Source organism: Chryseobacterium urinae (genome assembly GCF_030518295.1).
GTDB classification, from domain to species: Bacteria; Bacteroidota; Bacteroidia; order Flavobacteriales; family Weeksellaceae; genus Chryseobacterium; species Chryseobacterium mucoviscidosis.
In genome coordinates, this window is the sequence record NZ_JAULSJ010000005.1 from 116,027 (window position 1) to 139,281 (window position 23,255).

The 23,255-nt window shown below is 34.1% G+C and carries 10 protein-coding genes; all 10 read left to right on the forward strand.

All coding sequences use genetic code 11. The annotated features are described in order from the left end of the window. The first annotated feature begins 26 nt into the window (after positions 1–26). The 10 genes from QWT87_RS04760 to QWT87_RS04805 all read left to right on the forward strand — a co-directional run bounded on the left by QWT87_RS04760 (position 27) and on the right by QWT87_RS04805 (position 23,217). Positions 27–707, forward strand: coding sequence for a hypothetical protein (locus QWT87_RS04760; RefSeq protein WP_098972134.1), 681 nt, complete (start codon positions 27–29; stop codon positions 705–707). Next, positions 700–5,868, forward strand: a complete 5,169-nt coding sequence (locus QWT87_RS04765; RefSeq protein WP_302714220.1) for an Eco57I restriction-modification methylase domain-containing protein — start codon at positions 700–702, stop codon at positions 5,866–5,868. The genes QWT87_RS04760 and QWT87_RS04765 overlap by 8 nt, the downstream gene beginning before the upstream one ends. A gap of 294 nt (positions 5,869–6,162) precedes the next feature. Next, on the forward strand, positions 6,163–7,185 hold the full coding sequence (locus tag QWT87_RS04770) for a type IV toxin-antitoxin system AbiEi family antitoxin (RefSeq protein ID WP_098972130.1): 1,023 nt from the start codon (positions 6,163–6,165) through the stop codon (positions 7,183–7,185). Then, positions 7,175–8,017, forward strand: a complete 843-nt coding sequence (locus tag QWT87_RS04775) for a nucleotidyl transferase AbiEii/AbiGii toxin family protein (protein ID WP_098972129.1) — start codon at positions 7,175–7,177, stop codon at positions 8,015–8,017. Before QWT87_RS04770 ends, QWT87_RS04775 begins: the two co-directional genes overlap by 11 nt. After that, the gene (gene mads2 / locus QWT87_RS04780) at positions 8,017–10,029 is read left to right on the forward strand and encodes a methylation-associated defense system DNA methyltransferase MAD2 (RefSeq protein WP_098972127.1); all 2,013 of its coding nucleotides are present in this window, start codon (positions 8,017–8,019) and stop codon (positions 10,027–10,029) included. Before QWT87_RS04775 ends, mads2 begins: the two co-directional genes overlap by 1 nt. A gap of 5 nt (positions 10,030–10,034) precedes the next feature. Further along, positions 10,035–11,456 carry a methylation-associated defense system restriction endonuclease subunit S MAD5 gene (gene mads5 / locus QWT87_RS04785; protein ID WP_098972125.1) on the forward strand — a complete coding sequence of 474 codons (1,422 nt, stop codon included), beginning with the start codon at positions 10,035–10,037 and terminating at the stop codon, positions 11,454–11,456. Further along, the gene (gene mads6, locus QWT87_RS04790; protein ID WP_098972123.1) at positions 11,441–15,580 is read left to right on the forward strand and encodes a methylation-associated defense system protein kinase MAD6; all 4,140 of its coding nucleotides are present in this window, start codon (positions 11,441–11,443) and stop codon (positions 15,578–15,580) included. The genes mads5 and mads6 overlap by 16 nt, the downstream gene beginning before the upstream one ends. Before the next feature lie 2 nt (positions 15,581–15,582). After that, entirely contained in the window at positions 15,583–17,139 is a 1,557-nt protein-coding gene (gene mads7 / locus QWT87_RS04795; RefSeq protein ID WP_098972121.1) for a methylation-associated defense system protein MAD7, read from the forward strand. A gap of 109 nt (positions 17,140–17,248) precedes the next feature. Further along, positions 17,249–22,528 carry a methylation-associated defense system ATP-binding protein MAD8 gene (gene mads8, locus QWT87_RS04800; RefSeq protein ID WP_228426233.1) on the forward strand — a complete coding sequence of 1,760 codons (5,280 nt, stop codon included), beginning with the start codon at positions 17,249–17,251 and terminating at the stop codon, positions 22,526–22,528. Then, positions 22,528–23,217, forward strand: a complete 690-nt coding sequence (locus QWT87_RS04805) for a PP2C family protein-serine/threonine phosphatase (protein WP_098972117.1) — start codon at positions 22,528–22,530, stop codon at positions 23,215–23,217. The genes mads8 and QWT87_RS04805 overlap by 1 nt, the downstream gene beginning before the upstream one ends. Positions 23,218–23,255: the final 38 nt, after the last annotated feature.

A 23,255-nucleotide genomic window follows, 5' to 3' on the forward strand; every position in this document is an offset into this window, starting at 1 on the left:
TTGCCGCTTTTTTAAAATCTACCCATATGAAAATAAGTTTAATACTGCCATACTTGCTTTTTCTTTTCACTATCAGTTCCTGTCACAAAGAAATCAAATCCGAGAAAGGCGGAATTGATTTGATTTCCAATGTCTATTTTAATGCGTCCAAGGGGCTGGACAACATGCAGAGTTTTCATGTATCGAAAATAAATTATTCTCAGGATCAGCTTATAGAATATGTTCCTGACCTTTCATTTCCTGAAATTAACAGACAGGTGTATTATATCAGGGATTCACTCTGTTATCCCATTGACCTCATGGAGCGTAATCTCATCTTTTCTGATCTTTCCAGGAAACAACAGCCTTTTCTGGTTTGGAAAAAGAAAGAAGGAGCTGTGTTTTCAAAAGAATGGATTCCCAACTACAGGAACAGAAGAAATCTGCCAGACACGGTTTTATTCCATAAGAAATACAAACGTTTTGAGATTAATTCTCCCTGGACGTACACAAGATTTTATATCTATCCGACAGACACTATTTTACCTTATTCGCTGTACAGACATGCCGAAAAGGATTATCATGGACGGTTGGAACGTATTGATTCTTACAATAAAAAAGAGGACGTTTTTGTAACGCTTCAATTACTGCCCAGAAAAAACTGGGATGATACTGCGAAAGAACTTTTTGAATTTAATCATTTTGAAAAAAAACGGGAAAGTGAATGAAAATCAGCTAGCATATAATATCGATGATATTTCCGTAATAGAAGGGAATAAAAATGAACTGATTGTTTTTAACAGCAGTAAGGACAGGCATTCATTCCTGGAACTGCTGAAATTAAATAATCAGAATAATAACAGAACCCTTGTTGCCATTCATTCCGGTGCAAATACCAAAAAGTTTATTAACAGGTATCAGAACTATGAGGGGAAAATATTCCTTTGCCTGGATGGAGATCGGACAGGAAATATGATGACCCTGAAAATCCTTAATGAATTAAACGGGAAAAATATAAAGGACATTCGTCCCTTATATGGAATCTCAGAAAACGGTAATCAAAGCCTAAGTGAGTATTTAGAAAACAAACTAGATCTTCAAAATAAAAATACTATTTTAGTCGAACCAAAAAATTCAGAAGATGCAAACCTTAATAATAAACGAAACGGAATTCCCAACACTCAGTACGTGGGATCCGAACTTTCTGAACGAAATTCTGGAAAGCCTCTCCAAAGCAGCCAATCCGAGCAAAACGGAAATCACCCGGGAGGACAAGCTATGGGCAGCCACCATGCTGGAAATGGATTTGAAGGCACAAAGCGGAACGATTCTGGAAACAGAGGAACAAGAGAAAGATCCAATGACAGAGCACAACCGCAGAATGATGAAGAAAATGAAGGAAGAAAACATTCCGTGGGCGGAATCGTATCCGGGAGAACTTTATCCAATAGATCAGGATTAGATTTATCCAATAAAAATAATGAGGATTTAGATATTCTCATTTCAAAGTATAGAGGTCAGAAGCTGACCAACGAGCAAGTTGCAGAAGTGGTTTCCGCAGCTTGCTTTGTTTCGGGGAATCACAAAATTTCTCTAAATGAAAATCTTAGCCCTACTGATGAACTGAAAGATATTTGTAGGCAGTTCAAAAGCGGTGGAACAGCGAAAGAAGGCAGAGGGATTTTAGATGAATACTACACCGATTCAAGGATTGTGGATGCCGTCCGCAATTTAATCAAAGACCGATTTAAAAGCCGTCAGGAAATTTCAATATTGGAACCCAGTGTAGGAACAGGAAACTTTCTCCATGCTGCAAAAGATTTGGGTATAAAAACCAGTATTACGGCTTTTGAAATCAACGAAACCACAGCCAGAATAGCAAAAATCCTTCATCCCGAAGCTGATATCCATCTTCGTTCCTTTGAAACGGAATTTATTGATGAGAAAGGTGGCAAAAAAGGATTTTCCGAAAAATATGATCTGGTTATTGGTAACCCACCTTACGGAGAACATCGGGGATTATATAAAGGTTTGGGTGAAGAGCCGAAAATCTCAAAATATGAAGATTATTTTGTCAAACGTTCTTTAGATTCCTTAAAACCCGGTGGCATTTTGGCGATGGTACTGCCTTCGGGCTGGCTCAACCGTCAAAACCAATTGAACAATGCCGAATTAATGAAGGGATACCGCTTGCCCAGCGGTGCTTTTGCCGGAACTGCCATTGGTACGGATATTATTATTCTAAGAAAAGACCCTCAGAAAATTTCCACAGATATTTCCAGCTATTTTGAAATTAATCCGGAAAAAATTCTGGGTGAAACCCGGCAGAAAACCAATCGGTTTGGACGTCAGGAAAACTATATTCACGGAAATTTAGAGGATGCTTTAATAAGAATTGACCAGCTGAGAGGCAAAAAAGAAACCGAAAGAATCGGGAATCTTTTTGAAGATTTATTCCTGGAAGCTGAAGAAGAACCTAAAATCATCTTAAAAAATAATGAAACGGAGACCCACCAGGAGGGTATTGTAGATTCTGAGCCTGGTGAGATAAATCTTACTGAAGTCCAGGAAAAGGTTGAACAGGTACTTTCATCACTTAATTCTGTAAAATTCAAATCTCCGGCCGTTATAAAGGAGATTGAGAAGTATGCTAAGATTCAATCCCAAATTGCCAGCGAGCCAAAGAAATTCGATCAAAGCCTAATTGATGAAATCCTCCAAAAAGCGAAGAAAATTATTCAGTCTCAAAATGAAAAAACTACAGAGTATAGAATTCAGACCAAACCGGAGCTTAAAAAAGGAGTTCTAAAGTATCAATTCCTCAAATCCGATGATATTGTAAATACATCACTTCAAAACAGCTCTGAGCTTTCAAACGAACAGGTCGAAGCTTTCAGGGAGACCTCATATGACGGAACTTTACATAATCGAGGAAAGCACTATCAATTTGCCAACTATATAGACGGAAAATGGGTACATGATTTTTACTATGCCGAAGGGAATATTTGTGCAAAGTTGGAACAATTGGAAAGAGACTTTGCAGATAAATATGCTATTGGGGGAACGGAAAATCAATACGAAAAGCAAAAATTCTTATTAGAAAGCGTTTTACCCAAGCCTAAATCCCTTGATGAAATTTATATCAGCCCTAACCATGAATTCATTCATCAGTTTAATTTAGGGACTATTGAAAGGTTACGATATAATTCAATTACAAAAAGCACAGAGCCGGTCATTGAAAATTATACATTAGCAGAGAAATTTAAGGATTTTGTAAGCAGTTTACCCAGCGATGCCTTTGCGGGGTCATCGTCATGGGAAGTCCGAGGCTTTGTGGATAATGAAACCGTTACGGGAAGCGATAAAGAAAGAAATGCTCTCGTCCGTGAAAGGAGAAAAGCTGCTGCTAACGATTTGTTTTATAAATTTTTGAGAGAAGAGTTATCGGATGAACTAAGACAGCGTTTCGTAAATGACTTTAACAGAAACTATAATAATATCCATGTTCCTGATTATTCCAAGTTTCCGCTGTTCTCTAAAATTCATCTTAATTTCAAAGGAAGAGAACTAAAACTAACGGAAGTTCAGAAAGCTGGAATCGGAAGACAAACCACAAAAGGAGTTGGATTATTAGCTCACGAGGTTGGTTTTGGGAAAACTTTATCCGGAATCTTATCTATGCACGAAGCTATGGAGCGTGGAAATGCAAAAAGACCTTTAATTGTTATTCCCAACGAGAGTATTCTCAAACAATGGGTGGAAACAATTTTTGAAACCATTCCTCATGCGAAAGTGAATATACTGGGAAACCTGGGTAAAGACTATGATCTCTCAAAGTTTGATAATAAGGACGGAGAGATTACCATAGTTACCTATGAAGGCTTTAATAATATCGGTTTTTCTGAAAATATTACCCAGGAGCTGGCTTCCCGATTTTCTTACATTTCAGAAAGTGAACTAAAAAGTGTTAATTCCATTAGCGAAAGGGATTTTCAGAAAGAACTGGAGAAAGAAAAAGAACTGGAGGGAAAAATGAAACGTGGTAAAATCTATGATTGGGAAGATTTTGGCTTTGACCATCTTACTTATGATGAAGTCCATAATGCCAATCATATCGTAGGGAAGGTTAGAGTAGAAGACCGTAGATTTGCTTCGGATTTCAGGAGCCAAAACCAGCAGACCTCAAAACTGGGAATCAATACCTGGATGGCGGCGCAATACATTCAGGATAAGAATGATGGCAGGAATGTTACACTGCTTTCTGCTACCCCTTTTACAAACAAGCCTTTGGAGTATTATTCCATTTTATCCCTGATCGCTAATAAACGCTTGGAAGAGTCCGGTTACTTCAATGTCAATACATTTTTTGAAACCTTTATGGAGGCAGATAATGATATGGAAATTGATGCTAAAGGTGATGTGAAATTCAAAGCGAATGTCCGTAGGTTTAAGAATAATTCTTTGTTTCAGCAGCTGCTTTCTGAATTCATTGACATCAAAGGAGAAGAAGACAACCCAGAATTGAAGCGTCCCAACAAAATCAATAAAGAATACAAGATTGAACAGAATGACCTGACGAAAGAGCAATATGATTTGCTTAATGAAAGCTTTAGTGAAACGGAGAAAGGAGCGATTCTTACCCATATCCTTAATGCAAGGTTGATTGCCATTTCTCCGTATTTGTCACCTTATTATGATGGAGAAGAGCCTTCTCTGCAGGAATTTATAGAGAACTCTCCGAAGCTAAGGCAGATGATGGAGCTGATCCGGCAGAATAAAAAAGACATTCCGGATTCAGGACAGATTATTTATTCAGAACTAGCAGTTGCAGAATTTCCTAAATTGAAAGAATATCTTGTACAGAAAATTGGTTATAAACCTGAAGAGATTGGAATCATTACCGGAGCAACAAGTAAACCTAACAGGTTAAAAATCCAGGATGATTTTAATTCTGGGAAGATTAAAATTATTATAGGCAGCGAAGCCATTCAGGAAGGAATGAACCTTCAGGAAAACACAACCGATCTTTATCTGCTTTCTTTACCGTATAATTTTACTTCTTTACGACAGGTGGAAGGAAGAATATGGAGACAAGGGAATAAAAATGAAAATGTGCGAGTCAATTTTATGCTAACCAATGACAGTATTGATGTCTTTATGCTTCAAAAATTGCAGGCTAAACAGGCACGATATTTAGAAGCCATGAAAAAAGGGGCGGATGTATTGGATGTTTCGGATATCAGTACCCAGGAGCTCAAGACATCAATCATTACCAATCCGGAAACAAGGGCTAATATTGAGATTGAACTGATGAAAAAACGGATTGAAAGTGAGAAAAACAAACACCTTGCGGATAGTGCCTTTGTATTAAGGAAATACGAGGATTTTATCAAAGTTCAGGAGGGAGTGACCAAAGCAGAGTATAGTTATAACAGGATTTTAGGGTATTCTAAAGAAGAAGGAGAGGACTCAGAATATTGGAAAAACCAGCTTCCGTCGTATCAAAAAACGATTGATCTCGCAAAAGATGAGGTTCAAAAAGCAATCCAGAATTTAGCTGAAAAAGGAGTGAATGTTACAGAAATTGAGAAGCAAACAAGGGCTACAGAGGATAAAATAGCGGAGCTGGATAAAAAACTGGAAGAGCTTCCGGAGATAAAAGATAATTTAATTACTCAATATACGGAGGAAAAAGCAAAGCAACTCAAAATGAATGAGCTTATAAATTATGTAAAAGAAAGAGCAGATGAAAATTTAATTCTGCATAATGCTTTACTGAAAGTAAATACTGCTGATTATATGGCGATTAAAAATTCTGTCGACGTAATACTATTACCGAGAGAAAGCATAAATCTGGAAAATGTATCGACTGTGGGAAGAAAAAGATAGTGTTAAATATGTAGAGATTCTTTCACTTCATCTTTTTTCAGGTAATTAAGTTTCCTTGTTTCCAAAATCAATATAAAACAATTTACCAGCTAACGACCTTTTGGAGTTTCTTTCACAATAGCATTTCTAATTCTGATATTAGTTTATTCAGCTTTTTACCCGAGGCACAGGTGTGAATTAGGAGGAATAGTTGTTTGCTAATTGGATGAAAAAAAAGAAGAAAGGCGGTAGAAAAATTTAAAGTACTTTTCTCTCTAAAAGTTTGTTTAATCTATTTTTGTTCACTATTTTTGAATGTTCATTCCTGCTGAACGCTTAATTTTATTGAACAAGAAAATGTATAGAGATAATGATTTTGTTTATGAAGCTGTTGCTTCATTAGAAGAAATAACAGGCCTTCCTATTGCCATTGAAAGTTTTAGGGAAGGCTATGATGTAGTGCTTCAAATCAATGAACAAACATTTTATTGTATTGCAAAGAAAAATGCAAAAAATGCAAATTATGGAATCATTATGTCTAGTTTGAAAGAAATTAATCATGCAAAAAGCAATGTAGTCATTGCTGACTACTTAACTAAAAAAACAGCATTAGAGCTTAAAGAAAATAACATCAATTACTTAGATGCTTCCGGAAATGCTTTTTTAAAAGCTAACAACTTCTTTATATATATAGAAGGTAAGAAAGGAAAAATAAATAAAAAAACTAATCAAACCCGAGCATTTCAAGAAGCGGGATTAAAACTACTACTACTACTTGTCTCTAATCCTGAAACACTACAATTTTCCTATAGAGAATTGGCAGAAAAAACAGGGATTGCTTTAGGATCTGTAAGTAATATTTTAAAAGAATTAGAAGAAAGCCACTACTTGTTAAAAACAAGAAACAAAAGAGTTCTAAAAAATCAGGATGAAATAATTGAGCGATGGGTAATAGCATATAATGAGCTTTTAAAGCCTCGCACTTTTAAAAGAAAAATGCGGGCTTTAGGAAATGAGTTTAATACAAATAATATTATAAATAATAATATGAAACTCTATTGCGGAGGCGAGCCTGGTGGTGAACTTTTAACCGGACATTTAAAACCAAAGGATTATATTATATATACAGACGAAGAGATAAGCAAAGTTGCAAAAGATTTGAAACTTGTTCCGGACGAAGCAGGAAACATTGAATTGTATAGCAGATTCTGGACAGATAGTCTTTATTTAAAAAATGAAAATGCTGCTCCTCCTTTGGTTGTATATGCAGATTTATTAGGAACCGGTAATAATAGAAATATAGAAACGGCTAAAATTATTCTAGAGAATGGATTATAACATATCAAGTGAAAAACTGGAGCATCCATTATTAAAAAAATTGTTGACAGAATTAATCCCTGTATTTCAAAAATTGGAAATCAAATTTTTCGTCATCGGAGCAACTGCAAGGGATATCATTATGGAACTTCACGGAGAAAGATCTGGTAGAAGAACTCAAGACATAGATATTGCCATAGCTGTGGATAAATGGGAGGAATTCAAAACTATTGAATACGAAATAACGCAACTGCCTGATTTTAAAAAAGATCCAAAACAGCAACAACGGTTTTTATATCTAAATGATTTTCAATTAGATATAGTTCCGTATGGTGGGATTACAACTGCTGAAGACAAAATATTCTGGCCGCCTGACCAGTCTTTTGCAATGACCGTATTGGGTTTTGAAGAAGCAGAAAAGGATTTGGTCAGGGTTAAGATAGATGACACATTGGAGATTGATATTGTTTCATTGGCAGGAATTTTTATTTTGAAATTGGTTGCTTGGAAAGACAGGCATCATAAAGGTAATAAAGACGCGGATGATATGGGATTTATTCTATTGAACTATCTCAATATTCACGAAGAAAGAGCCGCAGCGGAGTATTACGAAGAAGTGTATGATATAAAAAATTTTACTATAACAAAAGCTGGAGCAGCTCTATTAGGTATAGATATCAATATGCTCTTATCTGACAATGAAGATAACAAAGCAAAATTAAAAGCGATTATGGAGAAAGAAATAAATGCAAAAGAAGACAGTATTTTATTCAATCAAATACTAGAAACAAATCATATCAAATTTGAAGACATACTATGTTGCTTTCAAATTCTTAACCAGAAAATAAAATAATGGGAATCAATAATACAATAGAACAAATATTAGAAGACAATCAAGTGATGTGTATTCTTACGGAAAAACCGAGAAAAGCAACATCACAGGAAAATAACCTACAGTCCATAATCCGTATGCTTAACGAAGAGTATGGTTTTGATCTGACCGATATGGAACGGGATTTTAATATTATTTATACCGATCCGGATACCGGAAAAAATAAAAAACAAAAGATTGAACTCGTTATTTTTGAAAAAGGGAAATCACACGAACAAGATCAAATTATCCGAATTGCTATTGTACAGGACGAAAAGATAAAGGAAAACGACAAGAAAAAAGGCGTAACTATTACGTTGGAGAATGCTTTGGCTGCCGCTGATAATTGTGAATTCGGATTATGGACAAACGGCACGGATATCAAGTATTTACAAAAAGAAGATGACGAGATAGGTTTTGATTATACTTTTACCGATTTATCTGATTTCCCGGGATTGGGCGAAACCCTAGATGATTTAAACCGTGGAGACCGTTCGCATAGCCGTAAGCCTGCAAACGATTCGTTAATCAAAGTTTTTAAGCGTTCGCACGATTATATTTATGGAAATGAAGGTCGGAAGAAAGATGCGTTTTGGCAATTGCTCTATCTTATTTTCTGTAAATTGTATGATGAGAAAAGACGTTTTATGCCTCAGCCAGACGGTATTTCTTATCGTCGTTATTTTTGGGTGGGTGTAAAAGAACAAAATACTGTTGAAGGTAGAAAAGCCGTTGCAGAAAGAATTAAGAAAATTTTTGAAGAATTAAAAACAGAAGGCACTTTTTCGGATGTATTTGATGGGAATGAAGCAATAGAATTAACCGACAAAGGAATTGCATTTATTGCAGGGGAATTGGCAAAATACTCCTTCCTTGATGCTTCTGTAGATGTAAAAGGTTTAGCTTATGAAACCATTGTAAGTAATACCCTGAAACAAGAAGCTGGTCAGTTTTTCACACCTCGCAACATCATCAAAGCGATGGTAGAAATGATGAATCCAAATGAAAATACACGAGTGTTGGATCCTGCCTGCGGTTCGGGAGGTTTTTTGGTCATGGTATTGGATCATGTTCGCAAACAAATAGCAGAAAAACTATATCCAGAAATTACGGATGAAGTATTACTTGCTGCAAAATATAACACCTACGAAGTAAACGAAAGAGTTCGCGAATATGCAGAAAACAGCATATTCGGTTTTGATTTTGATCCGGATTTAAAGAAAGCGGCTCGAATGAATATGGTAATGGCAGGTGACGGACACGCTAATATTTTTCACGTCAATTCTTTGGCTTATCCTAACTGGGAGCATCCTACAGAAATTGAGAAAATTGAAAAAGCAATCAATCGGAGTTTAAAGGCAATGAAAGATAATGAGGGTATTTACGGTAATAGTGCCAGAGGGAAATTTGACATCATATTTACCAATCCTCCATTTGGAGCAAAAGTAAAGGTCGATGAAGATATTGCGATTCATTATGAATTATCCAAATATTCTAATGCCCCAGAAGTGTTGTTTATAGAAGCCTGTTACAATTTTTTGAAAGAAGACGGAAAAATGGCTATCGTATTGCCAGATGGTATTTTAGGTAATCCCAATACCTTGCCTGTTAGAGAATGGATATTAGATAAGTTCAAAATATTAGCTTCGGTAGATTTAGCTGTGGAGGCATTTCTCCCACAAGTTGGCGTACAAGCCTCTCTTTTGTTCTTACAAAAGAAATCTGCCAATGAAAGAAATATTGCCCACGAAGGAGAAGAAGATTATGACGTATTTATGGCAATAGCCGAAAAGTTAGGAAAAGACCGAAGAGGTAATCCAATCTATTTACGAGATGAAGATGGAGCTGAAATTATTTTCCCGGTGGAGAATAAATATGTAGCCTATCGACCGGAAGATGGGAAGCCAATTGTAAAAACTCGTGTTGAAAAACAACGGCTGTTGGATGATGATTTGCCTAAAATTTCAAAAGCATATTTAGAATTTTTAAAATAGATAAAATGGAAGTAAGTCAGGTAAAATCCAGAATAATTATAGGTAACTCTCATATTCTTAAACCAAGCTATCATATGAATTATGGTAAGATAAGAATAGAGAAAGCAATCTATAATGAATTTCCTTTTGATAGTTTAGGAAATGTGTCTGCTTCTGTTTTTACGGGAGGTATATTCAAAAGAATGTTTGTTGATGATACAAAATATGGATATCCATATATTTCTGCGCAACATATGATGAATACAAACCCTCTTGATGTAGCGAAGATAATTTCTAAGAAATATACACCAAGACAGGAAGAAATGAGTCTGAAAGAAGGTCAGATTTTGGTGAGTTGTGCTGGAACAGTAGGTAATGTGAGACTTATAACAAAAGATTTAGAAGGCGTAATAGGTTCTCAAGATATTATTCGAGTAAATCCAGATGATACAAAATTACCTTATGGCTATCTATATGCTTATTTAGCTTCAAAAACAGCCTACAATTATATGCAATCATATATTTACGGTTCCGTTGTTCCCCGAATTGAGCCTAATACATTATCTAGGTTACCTATTCCTATCTTATCAGAAGAAAAACAACAGCAAATTCATCAGCTTATAGTGGAGGCATCTGAATTAAGAGTTGAAGCGAATAGATTGTTGAATAAAGTTGAAGCCTTTTTAAAGAAAAGCCTTGATTTGCCGAATTTAGAAAAAGAGGATTACGAGTATTTCGGTAATCATGCTATTGGAAGAGATGTTTCAACTTTTGTTAGAAAGGCCAAAGAAATTACTTCTATTTCTATCAATGCATTTAACTATTCAAAGAGAATTGAGAAAATTATTAATACAATTCAAAAAAAGAAATATTTGAATTTAGAGAATTGCTTAAATCAAAATAAATTCTTTTCCACAGGTTCATTTAGGCGTTTAGAAACAAACTCCATAAATGGGATCAAACTACTTAATCAGTCTGATATTTTTGATATTCACAAGAAAGGGAAAGTATTATCTCGCCATTTTGTGGGAAATGTCAAGTTGGTTGAATATGGAGAAGTTCTAATAGCAGGAGTTGGAACTTTGGGAGAAGGAGAGACTTTTTGTAGAGCAATTTTTGCAAACGAAGAATTAGAGAGCCAATTAATTTCAGGAGAATTTATAAGAATGAAAACTAATGAAGAAATTCCTTCAGGATACTTGTTTGCTTGGCTTAATTCTGATTACGGCTTCCGATTGATTAGATCAACGCAAACTGGCACAAAACTTTGCAGACCAATCCCAAACCTATTGGCAAAAATACCTGTCCCGCTAATGGATATAGATCAAATGAATTATATAGACAAGAATGTTCGTAAAGCTCACACAGACTTTTACGAAGCTATTGTCAAAGAAAACCAAGCCATTGCTTTAATAGAAAAAGAAATTGACCTATGGCAAGTATCATAAAACCGCCTTATTTCGAATCGGTCGTTAATGCCGGGGAAAAGAGATTGCTAGATTATCTGGAGATACATCTTCCGGATAATTACTATTTAATCCCAAATGTGGAGATTGCTTCTACCAATCCCAAAAATAATCGTATCCAATACTGGGAATACGATTTACTTGTGGTAGCTCCGCATGGTATTTACAATATTGAAAACAAAGATTGGAAAGGGCGTATTGAAGGAGATGACCATTATTGGTATCTGAATGATAGACAAATGCCTAATCCGCTAAAAACAGGTAGGCAAAAAACAGCGATATTAGCATCCAAACTTAAAGAAGCCAACTTTGCTTGGGGAAAAGCGTGGATTCAAAATATGCTTACCTTTTCTTTTGACAATACTTATCCTCCTATTATTTCCCACGAAGCACAAAAGCTTACCTTTGGATTAAACAAGAAATTGACTCATTTTATTACCGATCCGTACAGCATTGGCAAATCAGAAGATGATATTGCTGACATTCAACAAGAAATAATGCAATTCTTAATCGGTCAGCAATCCAAGAAATCTCCAGAACAAAAAAGAGAAATTGAAGGTTATGAAGTGTTGGAAATCATTCAGCAGGAACCAAATTTTACGGAATATTTGGTAAAACCAAAAGGTGTTACTTCGGTACGTCGTAGAATTAAAGAATATGCTTTGCAGGTAAGCGGTTTATCTGCCGAAGAACTGAAGAAACGGGAAGATAAAATCAAGAACCAATATCACGCACTCAATAAGTTAAAAGCGAAACCATTTATCCTGAATGTAGAGTTTCGCATCGACGAGGTCAATCATCTCTTCTATGAAATTTCTGATTTTTTGGAAGAAAACTCCTTACGTTCAGAAGCTCGTGTCAAAACCTTTACATTCAAAGAAAAGATTGATATCATTAACAATGTAATTGTGGCATTAAAAGAAGCCCATAAAGAGAGTATTTTTCATAGAGATATCAATCCGGATAATATTTATTTGAGTAGTGGTTATGCTTATCTGGGTAATTTTGGTAAATCTTATTTCATTGATCACAGTGAAGAAGGATATACCGTTATGCCAACCATCAATCAAAATAACGCAACAGCTTATCATCCTTTGGAACTGACTGTGAATGATGCCAGTGCGGTTTCGGATATTTATTCATTAGGGGTTTTGATCTATTGGTTGTTTACGGACAAAGAACCATTCAAAACGCCTTACGATTTGGATAAAATGGGTGGTAAACTGAAAGCAGATTTACTCCCAACATACATCAATCCCAACTTGCCTAAATGGATTGATGAAATCTGCTCACAAACCATTTTAACAGATGACTTAAAACGAATTGAAAGTGTAGAAACCTTACAAGATATTATCGCCAATGCCATAGAAAGCAAATCTATTGCAGATGCATCACCTGTGATTGCTACTGTTGTAAAACCATCAACTTTTGAGGAGTTAAAAGAAGGTGATTCTATTGGCAGTTATTCAATTCACAAAGTATTGGGTAAAGGAGGTTATTCTAAAGTATTTAAAGTTAAACATCGTATTCAAGACGTTTATTATGCTTTGAAACTCTTTAATGAAAGTGTAAACTTCAGTTCTGTAAAAGATGAATACGAGGCATTGGTGAAATTGAATCATCCCAATATAGTAAAATTCAAATGGAATGATGAAGCCGCTTCGGGGCAGTTTTTTACTGTAATGGAATATTTGGATGGGGAGAATCTAAGTGATTATGCTCGTACAGATGCCAAACTTCCTATTCATAAGATATATCAAGTGGGTAAAGAGATTCTTTCTGCTTTGGTAGATATGCAATCTAAAGAAAAACCTGTTATACACCGAGATATCAAACCGCAAAATATCATTTGGGATAAGGGAGAACGCTTTGTCTTAGTAGATTTTAATGTAGCTTCTTCTACTTTGAAAAATAGTGAATTTGTTGGAACAATTCCCTATTTAGCGCCCGATCAAATCATTGATAACTATAAGGTAAATTGGGATTTATCTACAGATACTTTTGCACTCGGCGTAACTTTGTATGAGTTGCTTTGTAAACAATATCCGTGGCATCCTTCAAAAACACCTATGGCAAGTAGGCAGCCGAATAATCCTAAAGAAATTGAACATCGAATATCGGATAAGTTTGCTTCCTTTTTATTGAAAGCTATTGCTACCGATGCTTCACAACGCTTTCAAAGTGCACGGGAAATGTTCGATGCATTGATTGCCATTGAAGATCAGATTTTAGAAGATATTGCACCGGAAACGAAATCAAAAGATACGACGACTATAACAACCGATGTTGATATTATTCAATATATCAACTCATTGTATAGCCAATCGAAATATGGAAATTTTGGAACAAGAGTAAACAGCAATGCGCATCAATTGGATGAACAGACGTACACACCTACCAAGCTGGATAAAAGTCTTATTCCGGCTATTGTAGATGGACAGTACAAACTGCTTATTATTACGGGAAATGCAGGAGACGGTAAGACTGCATTTATTAAGAAGATCGAACAACACCCTTCCGTAAAAGATGTTGAACATTTTGCGCATCATAATGGAGCGAGATTTAAAATAAATGGCATAAGTTATGAAAGTAACTATGACGGTTCTCAAGATGAAGAAAACAAAATAAATAATGACGTTTTAGAAAAATTCTTTCAACCTTTTGAAGATATTAAGCAGTACACTCAAGTAGCAGAAGGGCGTATCATTGCGATAAATGAGGGACGCTTAGTCGAGTTTTTAAAGACTTCTAATAAGCATCATAAATTGGCTAAGTTAATCGAAGATTACTTTTACGAAGAAGGTCATACAGAACTTCCAGAAGGTATAATGATTGTCAATTTGAATCTTCGTTCTGTGGTTGCGGATGATTCGGGGGAAGGTAGTTTATTTAAAAATCAAGTAAAAGCATTGACACAAAAATCACTGTGGGCAAAATGTGAAACTTGTGAATTAGCAAAAGATTGTTTTATTAAGTACAATGTTGATACCTTAAACGATTCGGCTTCTGGAGAAACAGTCATCAATCGTTTAGAATGGTTGATCAGAACCGTTAGTTTAAAACGCGAATTGCATATCACAATGCGTGATATACGCTCTTTTATAGCCTTTATGCTTACTCGTGATGTTTCTTGTGAAGAAATATCGCAGATAGAATTGTTAAAAGGTTCAAACCCTGAAAAATATTGGCAATATTATTATTTCAATATCACCAATCCTATTTTGGAAGATAATGGAAATAAGGATCGCCTAATAAAGCTTTTAAGAGAAACAGAGGTTGGCGAAGTTGCGATTCCACATTTGGACAGAGAGTTGTTTTTTAGTAATCATAATCCAAAAGACTATGTTGTATTTGCGGAAAGAGAATCTAATTTATTAGATAGTTTTAACGAACAAAAAAACTTTATTCCAGCACATGAGCAGACTCCAGAATTGATTCAAACGATAAGGGAAAAGCATAAAGCGTTTGTTAGGCATCATTATTTTGAAGGAAAAACAAGTTGGTTTAAGGAAGATATCTCTACAGAAGAAACTACTGAAAAACTGACTAATAAAGGTTTAAAGCCTTCGTATTTATTACGTTTACCTTACAAATCTATTTTTGACTTCGTTTCTATATTGTCCCAATCTACAATCGAAGAAACAACAAAACAGGTAATTTCAAGAGCGGTCTCTTTAAACGAGGGATGTGATAATGATTCGTTGGATAAAGAAAATCTAATTCTTGCTTCGACCGATGTAAAAGATGTTCGAGGAAAATCTTTTAAAATGTTTCCCTTAGGCGATTTTGAACTGATAGTAAATCGCACAGACCATTTGATTAAATATCTGGAATACGAACCGGATAGCTTAATTTTTAGGCATAAAATAAATAAACATATTGAGTTAGCTATTTCATTAGATTTGTATGAAATGCTTTACTTTATTAAGAAAGGTTTTAGCCCTTCGTTGAATGATTTGCGAGGTAAATTCATTGAATTGATTGTGTTTAAAAACCTATTAGAGAATCTGAATTACGATGAGATTGTAGTAACACCAGATAATCTTCTATTTTATTCGATCAAAAAGAATCATAACAAAATCGCTATTAAAAAATTAACCTATTAACTATGGCAATCAAACTAAACAAACAGGAAAGTACATTTAGAAATGAACTCCTTTTTACGGCTGATGCCAAAACGATTAGAATAGATAATACCTTGGTCAATCTTTTTATGCTTTTAAAGCATGAAGGTATTCGTCCTAAACAACGAACAAGAAGGGGTGACAGTGTTTTTATTGAACTTGATAAACTAAAAAACATTTTCCAAAAACTGGAAGAAAGTAATGAATTGGAAGGTTTTAAAGAAAATCCCGAAGCGGTAGAGCTTTGGTTACGTACCAATCTTGTCAATATGGTAAACCGTGGGAATTCTGAAAAAGAAAAAATATCTTCGTTAAGACCTATCCATCTTGAAAGTTATCGGGTAAGAAATGTTCCCAATACAAGAGATTATTTTACAGCAGATCAAGTTTACCTGATGTTAGGACAAAACCCAATTGTAAAAGAAGATCTTCGGAATTTTTTAGCTGAGGGATGGGATAAAACAACCAACACATTACTTCAATCAAAAGAATTGGACGTAGATAGTTTGGGAATTTTATATTTGATAAAGAATGTGAATCCTGGCTTTATGGAGAGTAACACAACGCTCAATAAAGTAAAACCTCTTTTAATAGAACAAGCAGAATTATTTTGCGATGATGTTCGAAGATTGTTGGTGTATAAATCCAAAATCCCGAGAAATATTTTGATTGATTATCTGAAAACAATTACTTCATTTCACCTCGCTTTGTATATAAATAAAGTCATTTATTTATTGCCAAAAATGATTGAGGTGGGAACAAAAGATGTTGTTGATGATTGGAATATTGTGATTGATGCTACAGACGATTTTGAAAGTAAAGTTTCTTCTATTGCAATAGCTGAAGCGGAAAAAACATATAATTCACTATACAAATACATCAAAGCTACATTTAAAATTAATAGTATTATCCAAAAACTAAAGTTAGACGAATCCAATTCGGATAGCATAGAAAAAGCGTTGGAAGTTCTTAAAAATGAGTTGAATCAATACGAAACGAAGTTTGAGGCGTATTGGGATATCGTCTATAATGAGCAAGACGAAGATGATAAAGACTTACTCGCCGAAATGGTAAAATATGAAACGACCTATTTTGATAGATACGTTGAATTACTTTTAAAAGTGAGAGGAAAACGCTTACAGAAGGATCACATAGAATTATTAGACAGTTTATCACAAAAAAATAGCGAAAGAGGATTTTTAGCTCAAGGAAGAAGTAAAAAATATCCTCGAAGATATATGCTTGGAACCAGATTATTAGAAGCTTTGGTTCAAATACAGGTTTTGCATTTGGAAGGCGATAAGTTTATTACTCAAAGCTTGTCTATTGAAGAATTGATGAATAATCTGAAAGAACGTTATGGATTAATTATAAATGGATTAGAGGAAGAACGTTTTCAAAACACGGATCTTCATACTCACTTAGCGTTTAAAGAAAATGTAGAAGCCTTTAAAATAAAATTGAGGCAGATAGGCTTTTATAATGATTTAAGTGATGCATACATCCTGCAAAAAATAAGGCCTCGTTACGAACTATCATAATTAAAAAATAATGAACGTCAATATTTTAACACGTTACTATCAATACATCATCGAACTAATTGTAGAACTATACAAAAATGAGTTCGAGAATGCTAAACCGGGACATTGTATGAAAATTACAGGTCTGGGGAATGAGCAATTATTTTCGCTTTGGGAAGTTATTGCAACACATTTCAAGAACTTAGATACTTATATTGTTGATGAAACACAACAAGGTAATTATTATATTTCTGCAACGAAACTAATCGAATTGCGAAATCAGCAGAAAAAACCATTGCTTATTCTTGTTCCTTCAAATAGCAGAACCGCTGCAGAAGATTCTTATGGCAATGCTACGTTTAAAGAAATTTCTTTGGAACGCATAGAGCCTATTTTAGCTGCCAAACTTCAGAATAAAATTCCAGAGGAGCTGTCTGCATTTGTTCGCACCGTGATTAACTATATTGGTAACTCTAATCGAACAAGCTTGTTGAGCTATCTTTTAGCATTAGAAATGGAGTTATTTACAAAAGAAAGTATTGGGCGAAATCTGTTTTATTTAGACTTGTTGCCAGATCTTAAATTGGTTGAAGACGAGAATCTGATTCGTTCAAGACTTAATCTAAATATTACAAGTTGTAATATACTTGCATCTTTTAATAAACCTGTTTATGACCGAGTTGATGAGCTTCAAATAAAAAAAGATTCACTTCAAAAAGATTTTATACAGTTATTCAAAGATGAAGAGGATATTACTTCATTGAATAGGCTTGTAGCGTTAATTGGAGAAAAATACCCCAAATTATGGTTTGATAAATGGGAAATTCCAAGTCTTAATTTTAAAGAAGTAAAATTGGAAATTGTTGAAATTCGATCAACAGATTTTACTATTGAGGAAGGTAAAAAAGTTCTTCTATCTGATGGGACTTCTAACCCAAAAGTTACTATTCGTTTTAAAACTACACCTGAACCAAAAGATATTGAAGAATTGAAATACTTCAGGGTTGTTTTAATGGCTGTGGATGGTTTTTCAGGTCAAGAAATAATCACGATTAGAAAATTAAAAAATACAAATGCTAAACAAGCCTATCGAGAAGCTAAAATAGAACTCAATGCGAATAATATTGAGGAAGGTTCATATTTTTTTAAAGTATTAGCGGAAGATGAATTGGGGAATGTTTTAAATGTAAATGATGATTTTTATGAAGATTCGATACAACGAGAGTGGGAAGAGAATGAATTTTCTCCTGAAAGTAAAAAAGAACTTCGTTATAAATTGAAATGCGATTCGGAGGATTTCGACTATGCAGTTGACAGTAATACCGAAAAAGAAGAAACAATACGTAAAGATAAGTTGAACAATGTTCTTCAAGCATTTTTCAAATACAATATTGATGGTCTGAGACAAGACACTGTTATAAATAGTCCTACTCCAAGCGATCAATCTAACACTTGGCTAAATGATGATAAACTTAAATTATCATCTATCTTTCATATCAATTATTCAAATAAGCATAATTATCAAATTATGTTGTCATCAAAGCTAAGATTGATAGAAAATGAGATTCTGAATAATAGTCAACACTTTGGTTTTACGAACGTGACCATTAGTAATAATAACACTACGCTGGGATTACAAAATATTGAATACAGGATTAGTAGTTTGACAGATATAGCTCCAAAGAAGTTATTAGAATCACGAAAAGTTGTTTTTGAGAAAATCAAAAACTCAAATAATTCTGAGAACGGTGTGTTGGAAACTACAAATCTTTACGATTTAAAAGAGGATATTAATGCCTATTTAGAACATTACAATAATTGGTTAGTAAATCTTAATAAAAAGATTGAAAAATCCGAAGTTTCAGAAGAAGACAAGGAAAATATCAAGCTTCTTTACGCAGAAGTCCAGTTTTTGGATACGGTAAAAATTAAAACAAAATTACCAACTGAAGGTTCTGTTTCTGCGGTTTTATTATCGCCACTTCACCCACTTAGGTTGACTTGGTTTATGAATCTTATTGACCAATTCGAGGAATGGTTTAATAAGACACTTCAATATAATGACCATATCAAGGAATGGCAATCTTTGGAAAACTTATTTTTAGGAGAATTGATTCCGAGCAACAATCCATTGGTATTAGTTGATCCCAGTCAATTAATGAACTATGAATACCTTGGAGAACTAAGTTTCGGCTGGGGAATTTATATTAATGTATTTACACTGAATCCAAATGATTCGCTTGTTCCTATTTCACATCAATTAAAACACTATTTTAAACATTTATTGAATATTGATCCTGGAAATATCGTTCATAATGATGTTAGTAAAACATTAGTAATTAAACATCTAAAGAATTTTTTAATACAACATCCATATACAGATATGCTAATCATTAATTTATTTAATGTTGGTGATGCTGAGGTGTTTGCTGATGCATTTGTAGATGTGAGTAAGTATCCTGAATACTACAATACCAAGTTTGAAGTTCGAATTTTTGTAGGACAAGAATCATTGATTGAACACGGATTGGCTTTAAAAGCTTTACTTAATCCTGAAACAAACATTAGTGAAGAAGCCGAACTATTTTCTCAGCCTTCAAAAAATAGATTGTTTCCTAAATTGAGATTTTCTATTAACAATATCAATGATTTTGTACAAAATCCAGAGATTTACAATGCTCATATTAGTTTTTTAGTCAATCCATTTGCAACAAAAATCACTTTATACAAACCGTACAGATTCTATAAATCTGCTTATCTGAACAGCTTAATTATTGACCCAGCAACTGATGTTGAAATCATTCAGGAGCCTGAAAAAATAACTTGGAATAATTATGTCAAAATTGAAAATACAAAAGAAAATCTGATTAATAAACTTTACAATTCGTATCAGGTTTTTACGTCAGGTTCTTTGGCTTTCCATGCTACAGAGGCTGTTCCTGCTACACAATTAAGTTTGACGAACAGAGATCAAGTGTTATTAGCACATTTACACGAATATTCGGATTGGGTAATTACATTTGATAAAAACTTAGGTCCTCAAGTTTTTGATCAGCCTTCTGAAAATGGGAAAATTCCTTTTCTATTAGACTATGTTCCTGGCGAAGAAGTGTCGGGTATTTCCTCTTATCTTACCACTAAGCCTTCAAGTGAGATAATAGGATTATTAAGTCCTCATTTTGAATCTTTCGGATTAAATATGGAAAGTGCTGAAAGCCGAAGTAAGATCCAAACTATTCTTGAAGATTTAAGAGCAATCAGTAGTTCTTTGGTATTGCAACTAAACTCTTCAAAAAACAAAGCTTTTGAAGCTATAGGTACCGCTTTTTCTAAAAGAGTTTTGGAGAAAAAAGGTTTGTTGGAGAATGCATTTCTTATTCCGATTGATTTGCATCAAAATCTTTTTGAGAGCCTGAATACAAACTCTAAAAGTCGTGCAGACAATTTGTTTATTACGATAAACAAGGAGAAAAGAGAAATAAAAATAGCTGTTTTAGAAATAAAATGTAGAAGTTCTTTAGGAATAGCAGAACGAGAAGAATTAAAGACGAGAATGATTGAGCAAATTGATAATACAATTGCTACAATCAAATATCACTTTGATCCAAATGATTACAAGAGTAATGATCGTTTAGACCGTGAAATAAAAAACAAGGAATTAAAATCGTTATTCAGCTTTTATATTGAAAGAGCTTATAGATATAATTATCTGTCTGAAAATGCTTATAATAGCTATATTGATTTTATTCAAACTCTTAATAATGGATTTGAAATAAAATTCATCCGATTAGGATTTATCTTCGACTTTTCTTTTGAACAAAAACATCAAAAGCAAAATTTCGATGACAATACAACCATTTTTACTTTTGGTCATAAACTAATAAGTGATATTTTAGATCCGGATTCTGATTTGAATACTAAGAGATTGGAGGATACAGAACTTAATAAAGAATTGGTTTCTGCATTCGAATCTAACAACAAGTTAAAGCCATTTATACAGAAGTTTAAGTCAAAACTTAAGGTATCTTCTGACGAACAGAAAAAAGGCAATCAAGACATTCAGGACTCAACTGAAAAGGACGTAGAAGACTCTTTTGAAAAGGATAATAACGAATCTACAATTGACCGACCAACAGAATCTAACGAAGAGGAAAAGAGTAATCAAGTTGTTCCCGAAAAGAATGACACAACTTACAATACACCTGAATTTGATATTATTGTAGGAAAAAATAGCGTTTCTAATCAGTTTGGAATTATCGGTACATCAATACATAACAAAAAAATTGCTATAGATCTGTCCGAAACCAATACCATAAGTTTATTTGGAGTTCAAGGTGGAGGAAAAAGTTATACAATCGGTACGATTAGCGAAATGGTGTTAAAGCAATTTTCGAACATCAATAAGCTTCCTTCTCCTTTAGCGGGCGTTATATTCCATTATAGTGAAAGTATGGACTACGAACCGGAATTTACTTCGATGATTAATGCTAATACTAACCCAACTGAGTTAGAGAAATTAAAAGAATTATATAGTGCTGAACCAGATAAGATAGAAGATGTTGTTATATTAACTCCTTCGGATAAAGTTGACGAGCGTAGAGAAGAATTTCCATCGATTCAGGTTGAACCTATAGCCTTTAACTCTAAAGAGCTGAATGTTCAAGACTGGATGTTTTTATTAGGTGCAGTGGGAAACGACTCATCATATATTAAACAATTGAAATTTATGATGAAAGAACAACGTCGAAATATTACGTTGGAAGGATTAAGAGAAAGTGTGGAGACATCTGAACTACTTTCAAACACTCAAAAATCTTTAGCTAGGCAGAAACTTAGTTTTGCCCAAGAATATATTGATGATAGTTTCTTTCTTAAAGGAGTTTTGAAACCGGGGAGATTAGTCATTGTAGATTTACGAGATGAGTTTATTGTTAAGGACGAAGCGTTAGGGTTATTTGTGATTATGCTTAATATTTTTTCAGGGGTAAAAACTTTTAATGACAAGCATTTTAACAAGTTCATTGTTTTTGACGAAGCTCATAAATATATGGACAATAAGGACTTGACCAATAATATAGTTACAGCAATTCGAGAAATGAGGCACAAAGGAGTCAGTATAATGATTGCTAGTCAAGATCCACCAAGCTTACCAAATGAAATCATTGAATTAAGCAGTATTGTATTACTCCATAAGTTTAACTCTCCACAATGGTTAAAGCATATTCAAAAATCCTTGACTCAATTGAATAGTTTGACTTCTGCTGATATGAGTGTCTTGAAACCTGGTGAAGGCTTCCTATGGGCTTCCAAAGCATCTGAACAAAGTATAACAACAAAGCCGGTAAAAATAAGTACAAGACCAAGAGTTACTAATCACGGAGGAGCAACAAAAAAGGCCACAGGAAACTAATGAAAATGCAACAGATAACAGGAACAGGAAAAAGAGAAAGTAATCAAGATTTTATCTGCATTGACAAGTTAGAGTCTGGTGCTTCTTTTTTTCTTATTGCTGACGGTATGGGTGGTTATGATAGAGGAGATGAAGCTGCAAAGATTGTTTCTGAGAACATCTTTACATTCCTCAATTATGCTGACAACATCAATGAACAAAATATACAGCAAGCTGTTCAAAAAGCCAATTTGGCGATCAAACAATTCAATATCAAAAATAATATTAAATCTGGTGCTACGATAGGCGGTATTATTGTAAATAAAAATATCTCCCATTTTTTTTGGGTTGGAGACGTAATGGTTTACCTAGTAAGTAAGGATAAAGTTTTGTTTCAGACCAAGAGTCATACACTAATAAATAGCCTATTAGAATCCGACAGCATAAAAGAAGAGAAATCTTTAGAGCGATATAAACATATCGTAACTAGATCTATATCAGGAAAACCTTCTGAATCTAGTATCGGATATCAGTCCATCCGGTTTTCAGAAGATGACATTTTTATTATTTGTTCAGATGGGGTGCATAATACTATTTCTGTCGAACAGATACTTGAATATATTAAGAAAGGAAATGGCTTGCAAGAACTAGAAAGCCAATTTCTCAAAGAGGCACAAGATAATTATTCTGTTGTTACCATTGCATTTTAGGCATCCATCGATATGACTCATCGTTCATTAATTTGAAT

Bases quoted from the DNA above. Each gene is read 5' to 3' on its own strand.
- QWT87_RS04760 (WP_098972134.1), top strand. From the start codon at position 27: ATGAAAATAAGTTTAATACTGCCATACTTGCTTTTTCTTTTCACTATC.
- QWT87_RS04770 (WP_098972130.1), top strand. From the start codon at position 6,163: ATGTTCATTCCTGCTGAACGCTTAATTTTATTGAACAAGAAAATGTAT.
- QWT87_RS04775 (WP_098972129.1), top strand. From the start codon at position 7,175: ATGGATTATAACATATCAAGTGAAAAACTGGAGCATCCATTATTAAAA.
- mads2 (WP_098972127.1), top strand. From the start codon at position 8,017: ATGGGAATCAATAATACAATAGAACAAATATTAGAAGACAATCAAGTG.
- mads5 (WP_098972125.1), top strand. From the start codon at position 10,035: ATGGAAGTAAGTCAGGTAAAATCCAGAATAATTATAGGTAACTCTCAT.
- mads6 (WP_098972123.1), top strand. From the start codon at position 11,441: ATGGCAAGTATCATAAAACCGCCTTATTTCGAATCGGTCGTTAATGCC.
- mads7 (WP_098972121.1), top strand. From the start codon at position 15,583: ATGGCAATCAAACTAAACAAACAGGAAAGTACATTTAGAAATGAACTC.
- mads8 (WP_228426233.1), top strand. From the start codon at position 17,249: ATGAAAATTACAGGTCTGGGGAATGAGCAATTATTTTCGCTTTGGGAA.
- QWT87_RS04805 (WP_098972117.1), top strand. From the start codon at position 22,528: ATGAAAATGCAACAGATAACAGGAACAGGAAAAAGAGAAAGTAATCAA.